We start from the raw sequence: 20,406 nt of genomic DNA, 5'->3' as shown, positions 1-20,406 counted from the left end.
AAAGCGAACCGGGCCTCGTTGCCGGTTTAGGCATCAGAAATTTTTCCGCGCATGGATTTGATCTGTCCGCGTCGGGACTTGCTCTGCAAACGGCGCTCCTTCGAGCCCCGTGTCGGCTTGGTTGGTACGCGTTTTTTAGGGGTTTTCAGTACACCAGCGATCAATGTCTGCAAACGCGTCAGCGCATCCTCACGATTTTTTTCCTGCGTGCGGAAGCGTTGCGCCTTGATGACCACAACACCATCGGCCGAGATGCGCTGGTCACGCAACGCCAGCACACGCTGTTTGATATCCGCCGGCAAGCTGGATGCCATCACGTCAAAGCGCAAATGGATGGCGGTGGCGACCTTGTTGACATTCTGCCCGCCGGCGCCCTGAGCACGCACCGCGTTGACCTCGATTTCGGCATCGGGCAACTGGATATGTTTAGAAATAATCAGCATGAAGCACTCTCTGGATATTCACACATAGCCTAACTTGATTCATCGGCTATGCTCAAACTATCCGGCGTGGATTTCGCCCGGACCCGTCACACATTCCGCAACATCGACACCAAGTCCTTTTGAATCTCTGGGGAAAACTGCGTAATGGACAAGGCAAAAAACGTGGAGCTAGCCCGCTTCAACCCGCCGGTGTTCTATTCGGCAACGGCGGTGCTGCTGTTAATGGTCGCCTACGCCGTGCTTGCGCCGGATAACGCGACAACCACATTCAAGGCCATACAGTCCTGGGTCGTGGTGCATATGAGCTGGTACTACGTGATGGTGGTCGCCATCATTCTGATTGGCACCATTATTATTGCCATGTCGAGCTTTGGTGAGATCAAGCTCGGGCCAGACCACATTGAGCCGGATTACGATTTCCTTTCCTGGTTCGCCATGCTGTTCTCCGCCGGCATGGGTATTGGCCTGCTGTTTTTTGGTGTCGCGGAGCCGGTGATGCATTACCTGCAGCCGCCCGTGGGGGAAACCGGCACGGTGGAAGCCGCGCGCGAGGCCATGGTGATTACCTTTTTTCACTGGGGTTTCCACGCCTGGGCCATCTACGCCATCGTCGCGCTGATCCTTGCTTACTTCAGTTACCGGCACAAACTGCCGCTCACACTGCGCTCCGCACTCTACCCCATGTTCGGTGAGCGTATTTATGGTCCCATCGGCCATACCGTGGACGTGTTTGCCATTGTCGGCACCGTGTGCGGGGTGGCTACCACACTGGGCTACGGTGTGTTGCAGATCAATTCCGGACTCAACCATCTGTTCGGGCTGCCAGTGGGGTCTGGTGTTCAGGTGGCACTGATTGTGGTCACCACCCTGCTCGCCACCGTATCGGTGGTGCTGGGGCTCGATGCCGGTATCAAGCGGCTATCCCAGATCAATATGGCGCTGGCGGGCATCATGCTAATGATGGTGCTGTTGCTGGGCAGTACCGTTTACCTGTTACAGGCCTTCGTGCAGAACTTTGGCAGCTACCTGTCCGAGATTGTCGGCAAGACCTTCAACCTGTTTGCCTATCAACCCACCGACTGGCTAGGGGGGTGGACCATCCTTTACTGGGGCTGGTGGATGTCCTGGTCGCCATTTGTCGGCTTGTTTATTGCGCGTATTTCCCGCGGACGCACCATTCGCGATTTTGTCATCGGTGCGATGCTGGTACCGGCAATGATCACCATGCTGTGGATGACGTTCTTCGGCAATTCCGCCATTCATATGATTCTCAACGAAGGGCTGACGCAGCTGGGCGAGGTGGTCGCCAAAGATCAATCTGTCGCCCTGTTCCAGTTTCTGGAGCAATTCCCCTTCTCCGCGGCATTCTCCTTTGTGGCGGTGATCATGGTGATCGTGTTTTTCGTCACCTCCGCAGACTCCGGTGCACTGGTGGTCAACATGCTGTCCTCCCACGGGCGCGACGATACTCCCTTGTGGCAACGGATATTCTGGTGCTTCCTGATTGGTGTGGTGGCCATTGCACTGCTGCTCGCCGGCGGGCTCGGCTCCCTGCAAACGGCGGTAATTGCCAGTGCGCTGCCCTTCTCCGCCATATTACTCATTGCCATGTATGGTCTGGTAAAAGCCCTGCGCACGGAAACCGCCAAGCGGATCACCCAGAGTGCGCCGGTGGCCCCGATCAGCGCCCGCAACCCGGTGGTGTGGCAACGGCGCCTGAAAAATGCCCTGCAACTGCCTTCGCTCGCGGAAGTGCAGGAATTTATCGAAGAGACCGGACACCAGGCACTGCAGGAATTTGCCGAGGAAATGGAAAAAAATGGCTACGAGGCAAAGGTTACAAAGGGCGAAAAGCACTCCGTTCAAGTGGAAGTACTGCACGGGGATGAGGTGAGTTTTGTCTACGGCCTGCATCCCAAGGCCACGGTAAAACCCGATGCCGCGAACCCGGAGCTGGAACTGAGTGACGACCGCGACGAAGATTCGCCCGATGTCTATTTCCGCGCCGATGTACACCTGTATGAAGGCGGCCAGGATTACGATGTCATGGGCTGGACCAAGGATCAGTTACTCACCGACATGGTGTCCCAATACGAGCGGCATCTGCAATTTCTGCATACCCTGCGCTAACGCAACACGGCGGTCACGTTCGTGACCCACTCCGGCGACCGGTTTCCAGATTGACGCCACTTTCCACAAGTGGCGTCAAAATCTCTATGCATGGCAAAAAAATGGTGACCACTCAGGCACATTTAGTTTCGACACATCATTCAATCTCCCCCCCAGCTCGGTTAATATCGGACAGCCCCTGGTGCTTCAGGGACCAAAACGAACGAAACGCTCAATAAAAATAAAGACGCGAGCACAGTAAATAAGCCACTCATGGCAACAAATAACACTGTGCATAGCGATGTAAGGAGATCAACATGCCCAACGCCAAGCGCAGCCTGGCGGCAGCCATTGCGGTAGCCACCCTGTCTTGCGGCCTGAGCACCACTGCTTCTGCCGACGACTCGCCCTTTTCCCAAATAATCGCATTCGGTGACAGCCTCACCGATGTTGGCAACGCTGGCGTTTTCACCAGTGGTGATGACAGGCAAGCCGCCATCAGCCTGCTCTCGCAAAATCTCGGTCTCGGCCCGGTGACCCCGTCTTGCGCCGGCCTGTACCTGTGTTTACCGGAAGTAGACCCCACGCTCTCGCAGGAAGAGCTGCTGGCCTCGGCCGAGGCCCAGGTGCGGGCAGCGCTACCCAATGTGGGCGGCGGCTGGGCCGTGGGCGGCCATCGCGCGGCGGACGTTCTGCTGAACATACTCGGCACCCGCGGCTACCTGGAATACCTGGCAGAGCAGGGCCTTACCCTGGACGCCAATACACATAACTTTGCCAGCGCACTGCTCCCCGACCCCACCCGCGAAACCGCCACGGGTCTTTACGCCAACCTCGACCTGCTCGGCCTGCTGCTGCAGGGCCCCACCATCGTCGCCCAGCTCCGCGCCGGTGCAGCGCAGGCGGAAGCCGCCGGCGATGCCGCCACCGCAGCACAACTGAGCGCTCAGGCCGATGGCCTGCAGGCGCAAATCAACGCGGCGCCGGGCCAGATCGTCGCCGACTCGGGCGTAACCGGTAACCCGCACCCGCTGGGCCTCGGCTACCTGGAGACCGCCAGCGGTCGCGCCGACGGCAAGGCCCTCTACTGGGTCAATGGCGGCGGCAATGATCTGCTGGCAGGATTCACTGCATCCCTGAGCGGCGCCATGACCGCGGAACAGTTCGGGGCCCAGGCGGGGCTCGCCGCCTCCATGCTGGCGGATGGCGCAGAGGCGCTATCGGACGCCGGCGCCAACTACATTCTGGTGTCCAACGTGCCGGACATCAGCAATACCCCCGGCATGTACGCGGCCGTCAGCCAGGCAGTCGCCGCCAGCCCGGAAGCGGCCCAGCTGGCCAATGCGGTAGCGGCGGGGCTGATGACCCAGGAAGATGCCGACGCACAACTGGCGATGGCCATCGATGCCACTCTGGCGCAGGCCAGTGAAGCGGTCACCCTGTTCAACTCCACCCTGCTGGCGAACGCCGGAGACATCGACGGTGTTCTGATGGTGGATATGGAAGGCATCCTCAAGGTCAGCCTGGCCAACGCGGCGGCACTCGGGTTTTCCGATGAATTTGACCAGAGCACCCTGTGCTACTCCGGTGGTGGCTGCATCGAACACCCGGTGTACGGCCAGAACGGTACCGCCCCGGATGCCGACCAGCTGATTTTCAATGACTCGGTACACCCCTCCCAGGCCGCACAGCAACTACTGGGCGACTACTACACCGCCGTGGTCAACGCCGCGCAGGTTGCCGGCCAGTTGCCAGACATGGGCCTGCAGGCTTCCCGCGCCCACGTCAGTGCACTGGAAGAAAGCTTTGCCGGCAGCCGCTACCGCACCGCAGAAACCGGCGTATTTGTCAGCGGTGTCTTCGGCAACAGCGACTACGACAACAACCTGGCTCCGTCCGCCTCTGGCGATGCCACCGGCAGCCTGATCGGCGCCGGCTACGCATTGCGCGACAACCTGCAACTGGGTTTTGCGGTCAGCCGGTCTGACCTGTCCCTGGGTAACGACCAGAGCGATATCGACTCCACCTCCACCAACTACAGCCTGTATTCCCGCTTCCACGGCCAGGGCTTCTTTGTGGACGCCAGTGCGACCGTGACCGATGTGGACTACGACCGTATTGGCCGTCAGCTGCAGCTCGGTAGCCAGTTCAACGAGATGCTTATGGGTGAAACCGGCGGCGAGAACACCACCCTGGACCTCACCGCTGGTTTCAATATCTCCCGCAGTGACGGGCGCTTTGGCCCCTTCGCCGGCGTGACCAAGGTCACCGCCGAAGTGGACGGCTACACCGAAGCGGCATTGGACGGATTCACCTACACCGGCGCCAGTGGCGAGCAACTGGATCCGTTCGGGATGAATTTCGGCAGCCAGGAGCGTCGCTACACCACCATGCGCTTCGGTGCCTTCGCCGACAAGGCGTGGGGTAACGTGAGTGCCTATGGCCAGCTGTGGTACGAAGACACCACCGGTACCGAAAACGACTCCCTGGAAGTGGGGATTAAATCCATGACCGGTAACATGAACGCCATGCCCAGCTACGCCAGCAAGGACAGCGGACTGTTTGCCGACGGTGCCGGCGCCTTGGTGGGACTGCGCTGGCAGGCGGCGGACGCCATTGCGGTAAGCGCCAACCTCACCGCGCGCCCGAGCTCCGAGCACGGTTCCGTGAACGTGACCTATCGCTTCTGATTCGGGTCTGCTTAGCGCCACTAAAACGCCCACTTCGGTGGGCGTTTTTTTTGGCGAGCCAGACAACACGCTCCCCCAACCGTGTAAACTCGCTGGATTATTCTCGACACATTATTCTCAACACATTATTGTCGACACGTTATTCCCGACAGATTGTTATCTGCACACCGTGGCACACCATGTCCCAGCTTCCATCGCACGCCCCGTCGTGCCAACTGCCAACCATCACCACACAACGCCTGCGACTGCGCATGCTGAACGACAGCGAAGACGACGCGCGCTTTACCCTGGCACTGGTCAATGATCCAGACTTCCACCGGTTTATCGGCGATCGCGGCGTACGCACCCTGCAAGACGCCCGCGACTACCTGCGGCGCGGCCCCATCGCCATGTATCAATCCCATGGCGTGGGCATGTACTGCGTAGAGCGCAAGGATGGCACGCCGATCGGCCAGGCGGGCCTGATTTGCCGGGAGGGCCTCGACGCGATGGACATCGGTTTTGCCTTTCTCCCCCAGTACCGCGGTTGCGGCTACGCCCGCGAGGCTGCGGAAGCAGTGATGGCGTGGGGGAAAACCGAACTGGGGCTCACGCGCATCGTTGCCATTGCCGCACCGGGCAACACAAGCTCCATTCGCCTGCTCGAAAAGCTGGGCCTGCACCGGGAACAAACCATCACGCTGCCTGGCAGCGAAGAGGAACTGCTGCTGATGGGCTGGCAAGCATAAGTCTGCCGGTCCATTCGTGCCGCACATCCACGGCCGCTACCAGACATCTATTCGTTACCAGACCTTTATTCGCTACCAGACGAAAACGCAAAAAGGCGAGCCCGGGGGCCCGCCTTTTTGCGTTTGGTCGATCAATAAACTTAGTGGTTGCTCGCCGCACCCGCGCCTTGCGGGAAACGAATGCTCTCCACCATGTCCTGCACTTCACCGGGCGCTTCACGAGTGACCTTGGCCACCACGGCCGCCACCGCAAAGTTGATCATCATGCCCAGGGTACCAATACCTTCCGGGGAAATACCAAACCACCAGTTTTCCGGGGTATTGGCGGCCGGGTTGATGAACTTGAAGTAACAGATGTAGGCCGCGGTAAACAGGATGCCCGACACCATACCGGCAATCGCCCCTTCCTTGTTCATCCGCTTGGAGAAGATCCCCATGATGATCGCGGGGAAGAAGGACGAGGCCGCAAGCCCGAAGGCGAAGGCGACCACCTGCGCCACAAAGCCCGGTGGATTGACCCCGAGGTAACCGGCGATACAGATGGCCACCGCTGCCGCGCCGCGGGCATACAGCAGTTCCTTCTTCTCGCTGATGTTCGGCATCAGGTTACGCTTCAGCAGGTCGTGGGAGATGGAGGTGGAAATCACCAGTAACAGCCCCGCAGAGGTGGACAGTGCAGCGGCAACGCCACCGGCAGCCACCAGTGCGATTACCCACGCCGGCAGGTTGGCAATTTCCGGGTTCGCCAGCACCATGATGTCGCGGTCTACCGACATTTCATTGCGCTCGTCACCGGAGTAGAACATCTTGCCGTCGGCATTTTTGTCTTGCCAGGTAATCAGGCCGGTTTCTTCCCAATTCGTGATCCAGCTGGGTGCTTCCGCATGGGCGGTACCCTGGCCATCCGGACCATTGATGGTGTCGATCATGTTTACCCGCGCAAAGGTGGCAACAGCCGGTGCAGTGGTATACAGCAGAGCGATGAACAGCAGTGCCCAACCGGCCGACTTGCGCGCGTCACGTACCTTGGGCACGGTGAAGAAGCGCACGATCACGTGTGGCAGACCCGCGGTACCCACCATCAAGGCAGCAGTGATGAAGAACACATCAATGGTACTTTTGGTGCCCGAGGTGTACTCCGCAAACCCGAGCTCCGTCGAGAGCCCATCAAGCTTGTCCAACAGGTAGGTGCCATCGGACAACATGCCACCGAATCCGGTCTGCGGTAGCACGTGCCCGGTCATCATGATGGAGATGAAAATGGCCGGCACCATATAGGCGAAAATCAGCACACAGTACTGGGCCACCTGGGTGTAGGTAATACCCTTCATACCACCGAGTACGGCGTAAAAGAACACAACACCCATGCCGATGATAACGCCGGTAATAATGTCAACTTCGAGGAAGCGGGAAAACACCACACCCACACCGCGCATCTGACCGGCCACGTAGGTGAAGCATACGAAGATGGCACAAATCACGGCCACCGTACGTGCCGCCTGGGAGTAGTAGCGGTCCCCGATAAAGTCCGGCACGGTAAATTTGCCGAATTTACGCAGGTAGGGCGCCAGGCACAGGGCCAGCAGTACATAGCCACCGGTCCACCCCAGCAGGTACACGGCACCGTCGTAACCCATAAATGAAATCAGGCCGGCCATGGAGATAAACGAGGCCGCCGACATCCAGTCTGCCGCCGTCGCCATGCCGTTTGCCACTGGATGCACGCCGCCACCGGCCACGTAAAAATCGTTGGTGGAGCCGGCGCGCGCCCAAAGTGCAATGCCGATGTACAGCACAAAGGTCGCGCCGATGATGAGGAAAGTAAGGGTTTGAACGTCCATGGCTCAGTGCCCTCCCTGCAGCTGTTGCGCTTCCGGGGCGGCCTGCGGCTGGGCCGCTTCCGCAGCATCCTCGTCTTCGTAAACGTCGTACTTGTGATCAATCTGATTCATTTTGTACACGTAGACAAAAATCAGCACGAGAAAGGTATAGATGGCACCCTGCTGGGCAAACCAGAAGCCCAGTTTGAAACCGCCCATGCGAATGCTATTCAGCTCTTCGACGAACAGAATGCCGCACCCGAAGGACACCACAAACCACACAGCCAGCAGACTGAACATCAGTCTGAGGTTCTCGCGCCAATAGGCCTTGGCGTCCTGCTTGCTCTTGAAACTCATCGCTCATTCTCCTCAATTATTTTTAATAATCCCGGCGATAGACGCCATCAAAATACGTACTTGACCGAGAATTGCATGCGTTGCATTTCTCCCTGGTCATCGCTCAGCAGTCCGCTGGCATTCTCCACTTCCTTACTTGCGAAAATATACTCACCACCCAGCGTCATTTTCGGAACCGGCGAATACATCAGGTTCAGGTGCAGGCTCTGGTACGCGGACGGGGTCATGTCGGAGACCAGTGCCGGATTGTCTGCGGCGGTGGCGGAGAGCACCAGGTTGCTGCGCCACTGGTCGTTCCAGAAATGCCGCAGTGCCACATAGCCGCCGTGCTGGTCGATCAGTTCGATACTCCCGTCCAGTGAATCGATGATGCCACCGCGGTAACTGTTCAGCCCTAGGTAGCGGCCCAGCGCGTTACCGTAGCTGTACATAAAGCGCAGGTCGTCGCGTCCCAACTGCCACTTGCCCGCCAGACTGATGGCATAGCCCTGCTCAGACTCGTTGCTGCCATCGGCGTGGTCGTAGGCCAACTCGCGGCTCATGGAGGCGAAGGAATAGCTGAGATCACCAATGCGGTTGTCGTAGCGCAGAATCAGATCCGGACGGCTGTTGTCGTCGTAGGGGTTCTCGCTACCGTTGTAGAGGGTAGTGGCCGGGTTTTCCGCGGCAACCATCACCTTGCCACTACCCAGCCCTTGGGTGTAGCGAAGCTGCGGCTGGCGTTCGAAAATCGTGCCCACCGGGCCGACAAAGTCCAGTCCTTCCGGTAGCGTGCCCACGTTAAAAAACGTGGACCAGGTTTGCCCGGCCAACAGCGAGCGGTCGCCATCCATCTTCCAGTTCACATAGGCGTGGCGCAGGCGCTGGGCGTAGGAGTTGCTGATGCGCTCATCCCCCTGGCCGCCGGCCATCGCATCGATTTCGATATGGGTATCCACACTGCCCGCACCCGCTTCGGTGGAAGATTTAAAAAACAGCCGCGTGGACTTCGCGTGGGCGTTGTAATGCACCTCACCACTTTCCCCGCCGATGGGGATGGTCGACGGCACCAGGAAGTCTTCACCGACGCCCGCGGTGGCAGAGCTGCCATCGGAGTAGTCACTGAAGATGCTGTCCAGCTTTATATAGCCGCCAATCTGGATATTGGTTTCACCGAAAGTGGTGGATTTGGGCGGCTCCGGATTTGGCAGCGTTTGCGCCTGTTGGCTGGCCGCCAGCTGGTCAACCTGCGCCTGCAATTCAGCAATGCGCTGTTGCAGTTGTGCCGCAGTGGTCTCTTCTGGCTCCGCCGCCAATACCGAGAGCGAACTTGTCATCGCTGCCAGCGCCACCGCGCCGGCGAGTTTGTGTTTTATTATTTTTCCCGACATAGCTTTGATCCTTGCGGTTGTTTGTTGGGTTTGCAGCGAACAAACCCAAGCAAACAACTTTGCGGGGCACACGGGTATTAACCATTAGTCTAAATGCCACCCGAACTCGACTAATGTCTAAGTGCCTCACGGGTATACCTGGATACTAAACACCCCTCGCCCCCGGTGCCTTTCGACTTTTGTCTAATACGACCCAACGCAGCCCCGGTGCCAGAATGCACAGCATAAGAATCTGCACTGATGAGAGGCCGAATCGTGACCAGCAAACCGGAATCTACCCCAAGCGTCTATCCAGTACCCGCAACCTATGCAGCCAATACACTGCTGGATGAGGATCGCTATTTCGAGCTGTACAACCGCTCCATCCAGGATCCCGATGGGTTCTGGCGCGAGCAGGCCCAGCGCATCGACTGGATCACCCCCTTTACCCAGGTTCAGGACGTGTCCTTTGCCCGGGACGATCTGCATATCCGCTGGTTCGCCGATGGCAAGCTGAACGTGGCCGCCAACTGTCTGGATCGCCACTTGCACGAACACGGCGACAGCACCGCCATCCTGTGGGTCGGTGACGAGCCGGGAGTTTCGCGGGAAATCAGCTACCGGGAGCTGCACCGGGATGTGTGCCGCTTCGCCAATGGCCTCAAGAGCCTTGGCGTCAAGAAAGGGGATGTGGTCACTATCTACATGCCGATGGTGCCGGAGGCGGCCGTAGCCATGCTCGCCTGCGCCCGCATTGGTGCAGTGCACTCGGTGGTATTTGCCGGCTTTTCCCCCGAGGCGCTGGCCGGACGCATGGACGATGGCCAGTCCCGCACCCTGATCACCGCCAATGCCGGCCGCCGCGGCGGGCGCTCAGTGATGCTGAAAAACAACGTCGACCGCGCCGTGGCCCTGTGCAAGGAAACCACCGTGGACAACGTGGTGGTCTTCAATTACACCGACGACGCCACCGACTGGAATCCCGCCATCGATCGCGACTACGCCGAGCTGGTTGCGGCGCAGAGCGATGAATGCCCGGCGGAAGTGATGGGCGCGGAAGACCCGCTGTTTATTCTGTATACCTCTGGCTCCACCGGCAAACCCAAGGGCGTACTGCACAGCAGCGGCGGCTACATCACCTACGCATCACTCACCCACGAGTATGTGTTCGACTATCGCCGCGGTGAACGTTACTGGTGCGCGGCCGATATCGGCTGGATCACCGGCCACAGCTACATCCTCTACGGACCGTTGGCCAACGGCGCCACCACCGTCATGTACGAGGGGGTACCCAACTACCCCGACGTCACCCGGGTGGCGCAGATCATCGACGATCATAAAATCAATATTCTTTACATCGCCCCCACCGCCATTCGCGCACTGATGGCCGAAGGCAACAAACCGGTCGCCGGGGCCAGCCTGGAAAGCCTGCGACTTTTAGGTACCGTGGGCGAGCCCATCAATCCCGAGGCGTGGAAGTGGTATCACCGCACCTTCGGCCGGGGACAGTGCCCGATCGTGGATACCTGGTGGCAGACGGAAACCGGCGGTGCCATGCTCACGCCCCTGCCCGGCGCCACCGCCCTGAAACCCGGCTCGGCCACCCGTCCCTTCTTCGGGGTACAGCCGGCGCTGGTGGATAACGAGGGCAAGATTCTCGATGGCGCCACCGATGGCAACCTGGTGCTGCTAGGCAGCTGGCCGGGACAGATGCGCACCGTGTTCGGCGACCACCAGCGTTTTATCGATACCTACTTCAGCACCTTTGACAACATGTACTTCACCGGCGACGGTGCGCGCCGCGACGAGGACGGTTACTACTGGATTACCGGGCGCGTGGACGACGTGCTCAATGTTTCCGGCCACCGTATGGGCACCGCTGAACTGGAAAGTGCGCTGGTTGCCCACGAGGCCGTGGCCGAGGCGGCGGTGGTGGGTTACCCCCACGACATCAAGGGCCAGGGTATTTACATCTATGTCACCCTGAACAGCGGCATCGAACCCAGTGACGAAATGCGCATTACCCTGCGCGACTGGTTGCGCGCAGAAATCGGCCCGATTGCCACACCCGATGTGATTCAGTGGGCACCGGGTCTGCCGAAAACACGCTCCGGCAAGATCATGCGCCGTATCCTGCGCAAGGTAGCCGCCGACGAGTGTGACCAGCTGGGTGACACCTCGACCCTCGCGGACCCCGGAGTGGTGGACAATCTTGTGGCCAACCGCGCAGCGGCAACCGCCTGAGGCGCCAGGCGCCACAAACACAGCAGCAGACCCCGGTAAAAAATAACAACAGGCATCGGCGGGCTTTTCCGGTACACTTTTCCCCAGCACTTAGGCCGGGGGAAATACCCGGGAAAATCCCGCCGACAAGGGATGCAAAGCGATGAATCAACACTCTGACGCCGGGCACACCGCGCGACAATTTATCATTGCGGACGACCACCCCCTGTTCCGCAACGCCCTGCGCCTGTCCATTCAGCAGAACTTTCCCAACGCAGAAATTTTTGAAGCGTGCGATATGCAGAGCCTGCAGCAATGTGTGGCCGAGCACCCCCACTGTGATCTGTTGCTGCTCGACCTGCATATGCCTGGCGCCCACGGGTTCAGCGGGCTGATTTTTTTGAGCGGGCAGTACCCGCAGCTGCCGGTGATGGTGGTTTCCGCCAACGAAAAGCCGGAAATCATGTGCCGGGCCATCGACCATGGTGCCTGCGGATTCTTGCCGAAATCCGCGCCGGTGGAGCAGATAGCGCAAGCCCTGCAAGGCACCCTGCGAGGGGAAATCTGGCTGCCGCCGACCGTGGCGGAGCGCTACGAGTCTGGCGGCACGGCGGATGACAGCGAGGTGGCGGATGTCATCGCCACCCTCACCCCACAGCAGTTTCGCGTGGCCACCATGCTCGCGGAGGGTTTGCTGAACAAGCAGATTGCCTACGAAATGCAGGTCACCGAAGCCACGGTCAAAGCGCACCTGACCGCCCTGTTCCGTAAACTCGATGTCAATTCCCGCACCCAGGCGGTGCTGGCCCTGAGCCGCCTCGATGTGGAAGCGCCGGGGCAATTCATCCCGCCGCAAAAACCAAACACAGAGACCAGCCCACTCAACTGACACCGCTCCTGGCGGTGCGCGCCAGTCGCCGCACCAGGTTCCTCAGCACCGCCGGTTTTACCGGTTTCGGCAGGTAGAACCAACCGTGCTCTGTCGCCGCGCTGCGCACCTCTTCCGATGTGTCCGCACTCACCACGATGCCCGGCAACTCGGTTTGCCAGTGTTCACACAGCGCGTCCAGTGCATCGATGCCAGTGGCACCGCGATCCAGGTGATAGTCCACAATCACCAGTGCGGGCGGATCCCGCTCCACCCAGTTGGACAGCGCTTCCTGCAGGGAAACGGCCGTGATGACACGACACCCCCAGCCACTGAGCAGGCTATCCATGCCACGCAGGATTTGCCGCTCGTTGTCGATGCACAACACCGGTACTGCGGACACCGCCTCCACCTCACCGTCATTGGACACGCGTACCTCGGCCGTGCGGGGCTCCCCCAGCGGCACGCGAATACTGAACATGGAACCGCGCCCCGGGGTGGATTCCAGCCCCAGCTGATGCCCGAGCAGGTCGGCGCTGCGCCTTGCAATCGCGAGCCCTAACCCCAGCCCCTTGTCGGCGCTGCGCTCGCTGCTGCCAAGACGCACAAACTCGTCGAAGATCGCTTCCTTCGCCTCTTCGGCGATACCCGGCCCGGTATCCCAGACCTGGATTTCCAGTGCCGGCTCACCCTCGCGCCCACCCCGCCGCCGCACTCCCAACAGCACGCGGCCGCGGGCGGTGTAGTGCAGCGCGTTTGACAGCAAGTTCTGTAGTATCCGCCGCAGCAGATGGCGATCGCTCACCACCCAGGCGTCGGTGGGCACATAGTGCAGAGCCAGACCGCGCGCGCGCGCCAGCGCAGAGAATTCCGCATTCAGACCGTCCAGCAACTGCCGCAGGGGAAAGTGCTCCCGCCGCGGTTTGAGGTTACCCGCGTCCAGGCGGCTGATTTCCCGCAGCGCCCCAATCAACTGTTCCGCCGAGGTCAGCGCGCTGTCGATGTAGTGGATGTCGTCCCCCATCTCGCGCCAGCTGCCGGCGGCGGCCTTGTTTTGCAGCGAGGCAATAAACAGGCGCGCGGCGTTAATCGGCTGCAGCAAATCGTGGCTGGTGTGGGCGAGGAAGCGGGTTTTGGCCGCGTGCAACTCGCGGATTTTTACCTCCGCCTCAGCGCGGCGGCGGTTCTCTTCCTGTAGTGCGTGGTTACTATCGGACAACTCGGCGGTGCGCTGTTGCACACGGTCTTCCAGGCTGCGGCGGGTTTCCTCCAGCGCGTCTACCGCAGCGCGATATTCACTGATGTCGGTAAAGGTAGTGACGAAGCCACCCCCGGGCATGGGCGTGCCACGCACCTCGACAATGGCGCCACTGGGCAGGCGGCGCTCAAAACGGTGCGCGCTGCCGTGACGCAACAGGTCCAGCCGTCGCTGCACATGGGCCTCCAGGGCGGCGGGGTCGTCCGCATCCCCGTACAGGCCGCGCTCGGCATTGTGACGATACAGCGAAGCCACCGGGCAGCCGATGTACAACAGCCGCTCGGGATAATTGAACAGCTCCAGGTAGTGCCGGTTCCAGGCCACCAACCGCAGCTCCGCATCCACCACGCTGATGCCCTGGCTGATGGTCTCTACCGTGGTCTGCAGCAATTCCTGGCTGAAGCGCAGGCGCTGGGATGTGCTGTCGACCAGGCGCGCGATATCCTCCAGCTTCAGCGGCCGGTTGCTGTGCAACAAGCCCATCAGCTGGTGCGCGGCCGCGGAGCCAACAATACCCGCGAGCATGCGCTCGGCTTCGGCGATCACAAAGCGCGATGCAGTGTCATCCGGCAGCAATCGCTGGTGGCTGCGCAGCTCAAATGTGTTCCAGATTTCCTCCAGCCGCGCCGACCCCACGAACGGCTGCAGCAGGCTGCGTACCTGTCCCATACGAATTCCGGTGGGCACCAGGTCCGGGGTCGGTTCCCCACCCTGCTGGGGAAACACAAACGCCTGCGCCTGACGCCGGTCGTTGTCATCCTGACGGCACAGCAGGGATACACCCACCAGTAACGCAATGTTCCCCAGCAGGCTCCAGAACACACCGTGGCTCAGCGGATCCAGCGCCGACAGGCCAAACAGCTGCTGTGGGCGCAGCAGCTCGATGCCCAGCACGCCGTGGCGCATCACTTCCCCATCCCCCACCATGGCGGGCAATACCAGACAGAAGAACCACAGGCCGTAACCGGCCATCAAGCCCGCCCAGACCCCGCGCCGGTGCGCGCCGGGCCAGTACAGCGCGGCAACCAGGGCCGGGGCCAGCTGAGCGGCCGCCGCGAAGGAAACCAGGCCGATAGACGCCAGCGCCTCGGTGCCGGAAATCCCCAGGTGGACGCCCCAGCTCATCAACATCAGCAGCAGAATACTGAGACTGCGAATCAGGCGCAGGTGGGTGCCGAGAGCGACGGCCGTCAGGCGGGTGTAGCGGCTGAGATAAAGCCACACCGGCGCCACCAGCTCGTTGGTCACCATGACCGCCAGGGTGAGCACGGCAACAATCACCATCCCGGTGGCCGCCGAGAAACCGCCGATATACGCCAGCATGGTGAGGGTACTGTGCCCTGCCTGCAAGGGAAGGGTCAGCACCAGGCTGTCTGGGTCACTCAGGCCCGCCGCCACCAGCGGTTGGCCCGCCAGCGAAATCGGCAGGATCAGCATTGAAAACAGCACCAGGTAGGCGGGCAGCAACCAGCGTGCCGTATTCAGGTCTTCGGGGTTGCGGTATTCCACCACCGCCATGTGAAACTGGCGCGGCAGGCAGACAATCGCCGCCATCGCCAGCAGGGTCTGGGTAAGGAAATTGATGTCCGGGGCCGACCACTGCAGCTGCGGCTGCCACTGGACCGCCGGTAGGCCACTGCCACCGGTGACCAGCAGCCACAGAGCCAGTACCGCGACAGCCGCGAAGGCAAAGAGCTTGACCAGGGATTCCAGCGCAATAGCCGCCACCACCCCGACATTGCGCTCCCGCCCTTCCAGGTGTCGGGTGCCAAACAGGATGGCAAACAGCCCCATCAGCAAGGCGGTCGCCAGAGCGGTATCGAGATGGACCAGGCTCTCGCTGTGGCTACTGTCCCCGATCACCTCCCACCCCATGGTGACCGCACGCAGTTGCAGTGCGATATACGGCAGGCTGCCGACAATCGCCAGCAGGGTCACCAGCGCGGAGAGACCGCGGCTCTTGCCATAGCGCGAACCGATGAAGTCGGCAATGGATGTGACTTTCTGGCGCTCGCCCACGCGCACCAGTTTTTGCAGAAAACCCCCAGCAAACAGGAACAGCAGAATCGGGCCGAGATAAATGGGCAGGTAGCTCCAGGTATTGCTGACCGATTGCCCCACTGCGCCGAAGAAGGTCCAGGAGCTGCAGTACACCGCGAGGGTCAGGCCGTAGATGACCGGACGGAAGTTGCGCATCCACCGGGTATTGCGGCCCGCACGCCAGGCGACCACGAACAACATCGCGATATACAACAGGGCAAAAAACAACAGCAGGGATGTGGCGGTCATGGATTCCTCGCGCGCCGGATCATGACACTGTGTATACCCGATGGCAGACGCAGGAATCAATTAGCGAATAGTCGCAAGCCGCTCACCCGGCCGCAGTTTGACAGGGGATGACGCTGAACTAGGCTCACTATGGGAGTTTGGTCCCCCGACAATAATCCAAAGAGAACAGCGCCATGATCATTGCCACCGATATGCCCGAAGTGTCCAGCTGCGCCGCCAGTGAGTGCGCCTACAATACCGATTCCGCCTGCCATGCACGCGCCATCACCATCGGCGATGGCGAGCATCCGGATTGCGACACCTATTTCAGCAACAGCCACCACACCAAGCGTCAACGCAATGCCGGCGTCGGCGCCTGCAAGGTAACGGGCTGCAGCCACAATACCGACTTCGAATGTTGCGCGGACCAGATCGAGCTCGGATACAGCGGCGACAGCGTGAATTGCCTGACCTACAAGCATTAGGCGACTTTACGCGCCACCCCGATACGCCGTGATGTGCAATGCCCGATGAAAAAATCATCGGTATAAAACAAGAATGATGCAGACTTATCGAGTCCGCGAGCACTCCTTGAAGCAGTGGTGCAAGGGCCCCATAACGATGGCCAGATACAGCAGCCCCGGTGTCTGGCCAGATTGCCCCCCCATCCCCCGCAGCGCCAGCCTGGAAACCGTCTGAAAAATAGTCAAGCTGCACAAGCCCACCAGCGGTAAAAACCACATTCCGCGGGTATAGCTTAGGTCTAACACCGCCTTAGAGTGCAGCACCTGTACGTCATTAACGCTGACGATACAGCACCACAAGAAAAAAAGAATGTTCAGCGCGGTGAGAGCAAACCGGTAAGACGTATCCGCACAACGTAGCAAACACGGTACCGGGGCTTTCTACGCCACCGCGCTGCGATATTCAAATGAATAACCAAGATACTTGGGTCCGAAGATTTCCAGCCCCTTCTCACTCAGGAATGCATTGGGTGCAGGTAGAATTACCACGGCCACTTGCTGGCCCGCGCGATAGTTGGGGTTGGTTACCGGCTCACCGGTTTCCATATCCAGCAGACAAATCAGATCCGGTATGGTGGCGTGCACTTTGCCGTCGCGCCACGCAATCATATTCTCATTCTTGAGCCAAATTGCGTAATCGGAGCCCGCGTAACCCCCTTCCCCAGAAATAGAGATATTGCCAAGCGTGAAACCCTCAGCGGTCTTCCAGTCGCACGTAGAGATAACTCCGCGGAACACCACTTCTCCGCTACCTTGCGCCGCAATATTCGCTGCAATGTCGCCGCCGTCCGCCTTGGTGACGCGCCAGGTTCTGCCAAGCTCCAGTGCTTTGGTGATGGTGCCGCCGATCAGAGCGCCGCGCAGTTCCTGCATACACAGGGCGTGATCGACCGCAGCAATATCATTGCCGCTCGCCATGGAGAGCGCTCGGACAATTTCTTCTGCGCGAAGGTCATCGATCACGTTTTCGATAACCATGCATTCACCAAATGCATTCGCAGTCACTATGGGTGCCGCGGGCAGGTCGTTCAGATAATACGTGGAATGCGTAATTTCCGGGACGGCGCGACCGGCCGGATCACCATCGACGATGTAGCCACCGGTCATCGCGGCAACGTAAAACGCCATTGCCGTGTTTGACCCACCCAGTTCACAGGCGACGGTGCCGCTGAACTTGGTTCCCTTGTAAGCCTCCATACGCTGATAAGCTGCAAGAATGGGGCGCACTTCACCGGTGGGTAAGCGTGCGTACTTATCCTCCTCTCCTGCCGGCAGCTCTGAGATAGCACCGAGCATATAGGGGGTACAAATCATCGCCTCGTCGGGAATTTCCGACGGGTCTGCGAGCACAAACTCCTTGCCCTGCGCCAGCGCTTCATCGATGAGTTCAAAGCCCTCATCCAATTCGCCGCCCCCGCCGGTTCCGAGGATCGCACATCCATACAGAATGTCTTCCAGATCCTGTCTTGTCAGTACTCGCATTGTTAAGTCTCGCACTACAGATACACAAGGTACCGCCCGGAAACCGAGCGACACCCCAATATGGATAAAGTCAAAAATTAAAAGGAATATCCGAATTGCACGCCGTAGTAGCGGGGACGCCCCGGCTGTCGGCCATATCCGTAGTCCAATACAAATGCGTCAGAAATTGTCGCTTCATCGGTGACATTTTCCGCAAACAAAGTGATGCGGCTTTGATCGAAGATGTAACTCGCGCGCACATTCACAATATTGGCAGCACCGATTTCCAGGCTGCTCTCCAGGTCCCAGGCAATGGGTCCATTGCGCAGGTAGTCCACCCGGAACTCCAGCTCGGAACCACTTTGCAGTGCACGCACATACTCAGCACCAAGATTGATATTGGAGCGGTAGACACCGGGCACGCGATTGCCTTCGAGATCCGGATTCACATCGTATTGATCGATTTCCGACTTCACCATACCAACGCCACCGTGCAGGCGCAGAGAAGAGTTCACCAGATACTGGAAATCCGCCTCAAGGCCCTGAGAAATAGAGCGATCGATACCCAGGTTTTCTAAGGTAAAGGTCTCGACATTGAACTGCGTATACTGGGTATTTTGCGTATTCACATGAAACGCAGCTCCGTTCAGCACGAGTTTCTGATCCAGAAAATCAGATTTGAAGCCAATTTCGAAATTGTCAGAAATTTCCTGATCAAAGACGCGTTCGACATCGGGGTGCGGTTCATTGAAGCCGCCACTGCGGAAGCCGCGGGAAACAGACACATAGGTCAGCACGTCTTCCGACAAATCGTAAGACAGCTGGAATTTCGGCTGCAGTTCGGAGAAGTCGCGCTTGGCAAAGGTGCCTTCTACATCGCGCCAATCGTAGGATTCCCGTTTATCCATGTCGTAGCGCAGTGCGGCGGAGACCGTCAGCGTATCGGTCAAGTCGTATGCCGCCTGACCAAAAATGGCCCATGCATCGCTGGTGTTGGAATCCACGATGGAATACAGATACTCGGTGAAAAAATCCGGATCGAGATTACTACCGATAAATTCATCGTTGGGAATATCGAAGCTATCCCGTGTGCGCACCCCTACACCATCAAAGTCATCCCATAGATGCAGCGTGGATTCGACTTCTCGCAATTGATAGTAGGCACCGGTTTGCCACTGCACTGCATGATCAGCAGGCGCGGTGAAACGCACTTCAGTGGTATAGGCCTTTACGCCATACTGGGTTTCCTGTGCGCCGGCGAACAACAGATCAAAGTCACTCGGCATTCCGGTGTAATCCGAGTCGGAAAAAGACAGGTCGTCTACTTCACTATAGCCCGCGACAAACAGCAGATCGCCGTAGTCTGCAGACCATTCAAACTTGCCGGACAATTCCAGTAGCTCGCGGTTGCTACCACCGAGAATATTGGAGGATTGACCGGACCAGACGTTGTCTCCGATCGCGTCCGGGGAATCAACCACGCTGTAATAGCCCACCCCGGCCTGATTATCGGAGTAGCGCGCACGCAGGTCCACTTTGCCCTGATCGCTCAGCTGGTAGGAGAGCAGGCCGGATACGGTGGAGACTTTGCTGGCATCCACCATCTGGCCGGTCACTTCGTTTTCAATAAACCCCGCACTATCGGAGTGTTTGGCACCCACGCGGTAATACAGGGAGTCTTCGACCAGCGCGCCGGACAGAAAGCCCTCGGCATTGACGCTCTCACCATTGCCTGCGCCCACCACGAATGAGCCTTCGGTTTCATTGGTGGGCTCCCGGGTGACGATGTTGATCGCTCCACCCACAGCGCCCTTACCGTATAGGGCGCCCTGAGGGCCCTTGATCACTTCGATGCGCTCGACCGCGTGTAAATCCTGGTTAATGAAGTCCATGCTTGGGGCAGTAACCCCATCAACGACGTATGCGAGCGGGGCATCACCGACCTGTGGGGTGATCATGCCGCGGATGGAAATACGTGCAGTACCCGGGCGGTAGTTGTCGTCCATGCTCAGGTTTGGCGTCAGCGCCGCAACGCCCTTCAAGTCCCGGATGCCGGCGGACTCGATCTGCGCAGCACTCAGCACGTTGATGGAATCCGGTACTTCCTGCAGGCTTTCGGCACGCTTGCGCGCGGTAACTTGAACTTCCTCAATGGTGTAGTCCGCGTAGCTCTCGGCCGCGATGGCCGCCCCGAGAATGGTCAAGCTGAACATCCGCAGCCATTTTTTGCCTTCTGGCATCTTCCGCTCCTTAATCGTTATTCGAAATCTAGCGACGGAGAGCGTGTACCAGCTACCCCCGAACCCTG

At 59.5% G+C, this 20,406-nt stretch carries 13 protein-coding genes; 6 read left to right on the top strand and 7 right to left on the bottom strand.

What is annotated here, in order from left to right; all coding sequences use genetic code 11:
* Positions 1-26: 26 nt before the first annotated feature.
* Positions 27-443: an alternative ribosome rescue aminoacyl-tRNA hydrolase ArfB gene (arfB, locus tag AU182_RS06670; protein WP_066962727.1), complete on the bottom strand. Its 417-nt coding sequence runs from the start codon at positions 441-443 to the stop codon at positions 27-29.
* Between the two features lie 144 nt (positions 444-587).
* Between arfB and AU182_RS06665 the strand changes: the two genes are divergently transcribed.
* The 3 genes from AU182_RS06665 (at position 588) to AU182_RS06655 (ending at position 5,970) form a co-directional block, all read left to right on the top strand.
* Positions 588-2,573 (top strand): choline BCCT transporter BetT, encoded by a 1,986-nt coding sequence (locus AU182_RS06665; RefSeq protein ID WP_066962724.1) that lies wholly within the window; start codon positions 588-590, stop codon positions 2,571-2,573.
* Positions 2,574-2,869: 296 nt separating this feature from the next.
* Positions 2,870-5,242: an autotransporter outer membrane beta-barrel domain-containing protein gene (locus AU182_RS06660; protein ID WP_066962721.1), complete on the top strand. Its 2,373-nt coding sequence runs from the start codon at positions 2,870-2,872 to the stop codon at positions 5,240-5,242.
* A 179-nt stretch (positions 5,243-5,421) separates the two neighbouring features.
* Positions 5,422-5,970, top strand: coding sequence for a GNAT family N-acetyltransferase (locus tag AU182_RS06655; protein WP_066962718.1), 549 nt, complete (start codon positions 5,422-5,424; stop codon positions 5,968-5,970).
* A gap of 140 nt (positions 5,971-6,110) precedes the next feature.
* On the opposite strand, the gene AU182_RS06650 is transcribed toward AU182_RS06655, so the two are convergent.
* The 3 genes from AU182_RS06650 to AU182_RS06640 are packed head-to-tail and all read right to left on the bottom strand — an operon-like array spanning position 6,111 to position 9,517.
* Positions 6,111-7,811 carry a sodium:solute symporter family protein gene (locus AU182_RS06650; RefSeq protein WP_066962715.1) on the bottom strand — a complete coding sequence of 567 codons (1,701 nt, stop codon included), beginning with the start codon at positions 7,809-7,811 and terminating at the stop codon, positions 6,111-6,113.
* A 3-nt stretch (positions 7,812-7,814) separates the two neighbouring features.
* Positions 7,815-8,147, bottom strand: a complete 333-nt coding sequence (locus tag AU182_RS06645) for a DUF4212 domain-containing protein (protein ID WP_066962712.1) — start codon at positions 8,145-8,147, stop codon at positions 7,815-7,817.
* A 47-nt stretch (positions 8,148-8,194) separates the two neighbouring features.
* Positions 8,195-9,517: a DcaP family trimeric outer membrane transporter gene (locus AU182_RS06640; protein ID WP_227718153.1), complete on the bottom strand. Its 1,323-nt coding sequence runs from the start codon at positions 9,515-9,517 to the stop codon at positions 8,195-8,197.
* Positions 9,518-9,757: 240 nt separating this feature from the next.
* On the opposite strand from AU182_RS06640, the gene acs reads away from it, so the two are divergent.
* Together acs and AU182_RS06630 are read left to right on the top strand one after the other, a co-directional pair.
* A complete protein-coding gene (gene acs, locus AU182_RS06635; protein ID WP_066962709.1) occupies positions 9,758-11,740 on the top strand; it encodes an acetate--CoA ligase in 1,983 nt (660 codons plus the stop codon).
* 142 nt (positions 11,741-11,882) lie between these two features.
* On the top strand, positions 11,883-12,608 hold the full coding sequence (locus tag AU182_RS06630; protein ID WP_066962706.1) for a response regulator transcription factor: 726 nt from the start codon (positions 11,883-11,885) through the stop codon (positions 12,606-12,608).
* Here the strand turns inward: AU182_RS06630 and AU182_RS06625 are convergent.
* The gene (locus AU182_RS06625) at positions 12,601-16,134 is read right to left on the bottom strand and encodes a PAS domain-containing hybrid sensor histidine kinase/response regulator (RefSeq protein WP_082859267.1); all 3,534 of its coding nucleotides are present in this window, start codon (positions 16,132-16,134) and stop codon (positions 12,601-12,603) included. The two genes, AU182_RS06630 and AU182_RS06625, sit on opposite strands and share 8 nt — an antisense overlap.
* A gap of 173 nt (positions 16,135-16,307) precedes the next feature.
* Here AU182_RS06625 and AU182_RS06620 point away from each other — a divergent pair, with 173 nt between their 5' ends.
* Complete coding sequence (locus tag AU182_RS06620) at positions 16,308-16,598, top strand: DUF1540 domain-containing protein (RefSeq protein WP_066962702.1); 291 nt, start codon at positions 16,308-16,310, stop codon at positions 16,596-16,598.
* A 420-nt stretch (positions 16,599-17,018) separates the two neighbouring features.
* On the opposite strand, the gene AU182_RS06610 is transcribed toward AU182_RS06620, so the two are convergent.
* Together AU182_RS06610 and AU182_RS06605 are read right to left on the bottom strand one after the other, a co-directional pair.
* Positions 17,019-18,119 (bottom strand): DUF917 domain-containing protein, encoded by a 1,101-nt coding sequence (locus tag AU182_RS06610; protein ID WP_066962696.1) that lies wholly within the window; start codon positions 18,117-18,119, stop codon positions 17,019-17,021.
* Positions 18,120-18,196: 77 nt separating this feature from the next.
* A complete protein-coding gene (locus tag AU182_RS06605; RefSeq protein WP_066962693.1) occupies positions 18,197-20,338 on the bottom strand; it encodes a TonB-dependent receptor in 2,142 nt (713 codons plus the stop codon).
* Positions 20,339-20,406 lie beyond the last annotated feature (68 nt).

Source organism: Microbulbifer sp. Q7 (genome assembly GCF_001639145.1).
In the GTDB taxonomy this organism is placed as follows: domain Bacteria; phylum Pseudomonadota; class Gammaproteobacteria; order Pseudomonadales; family Cellvibrionaceae; genus Microbulbifer.
The sequence above is the reverse complement of the archived record's forward strand: the minus strand, read 5'-3'. Positions and strand labels throughout refer to the sequence as shown.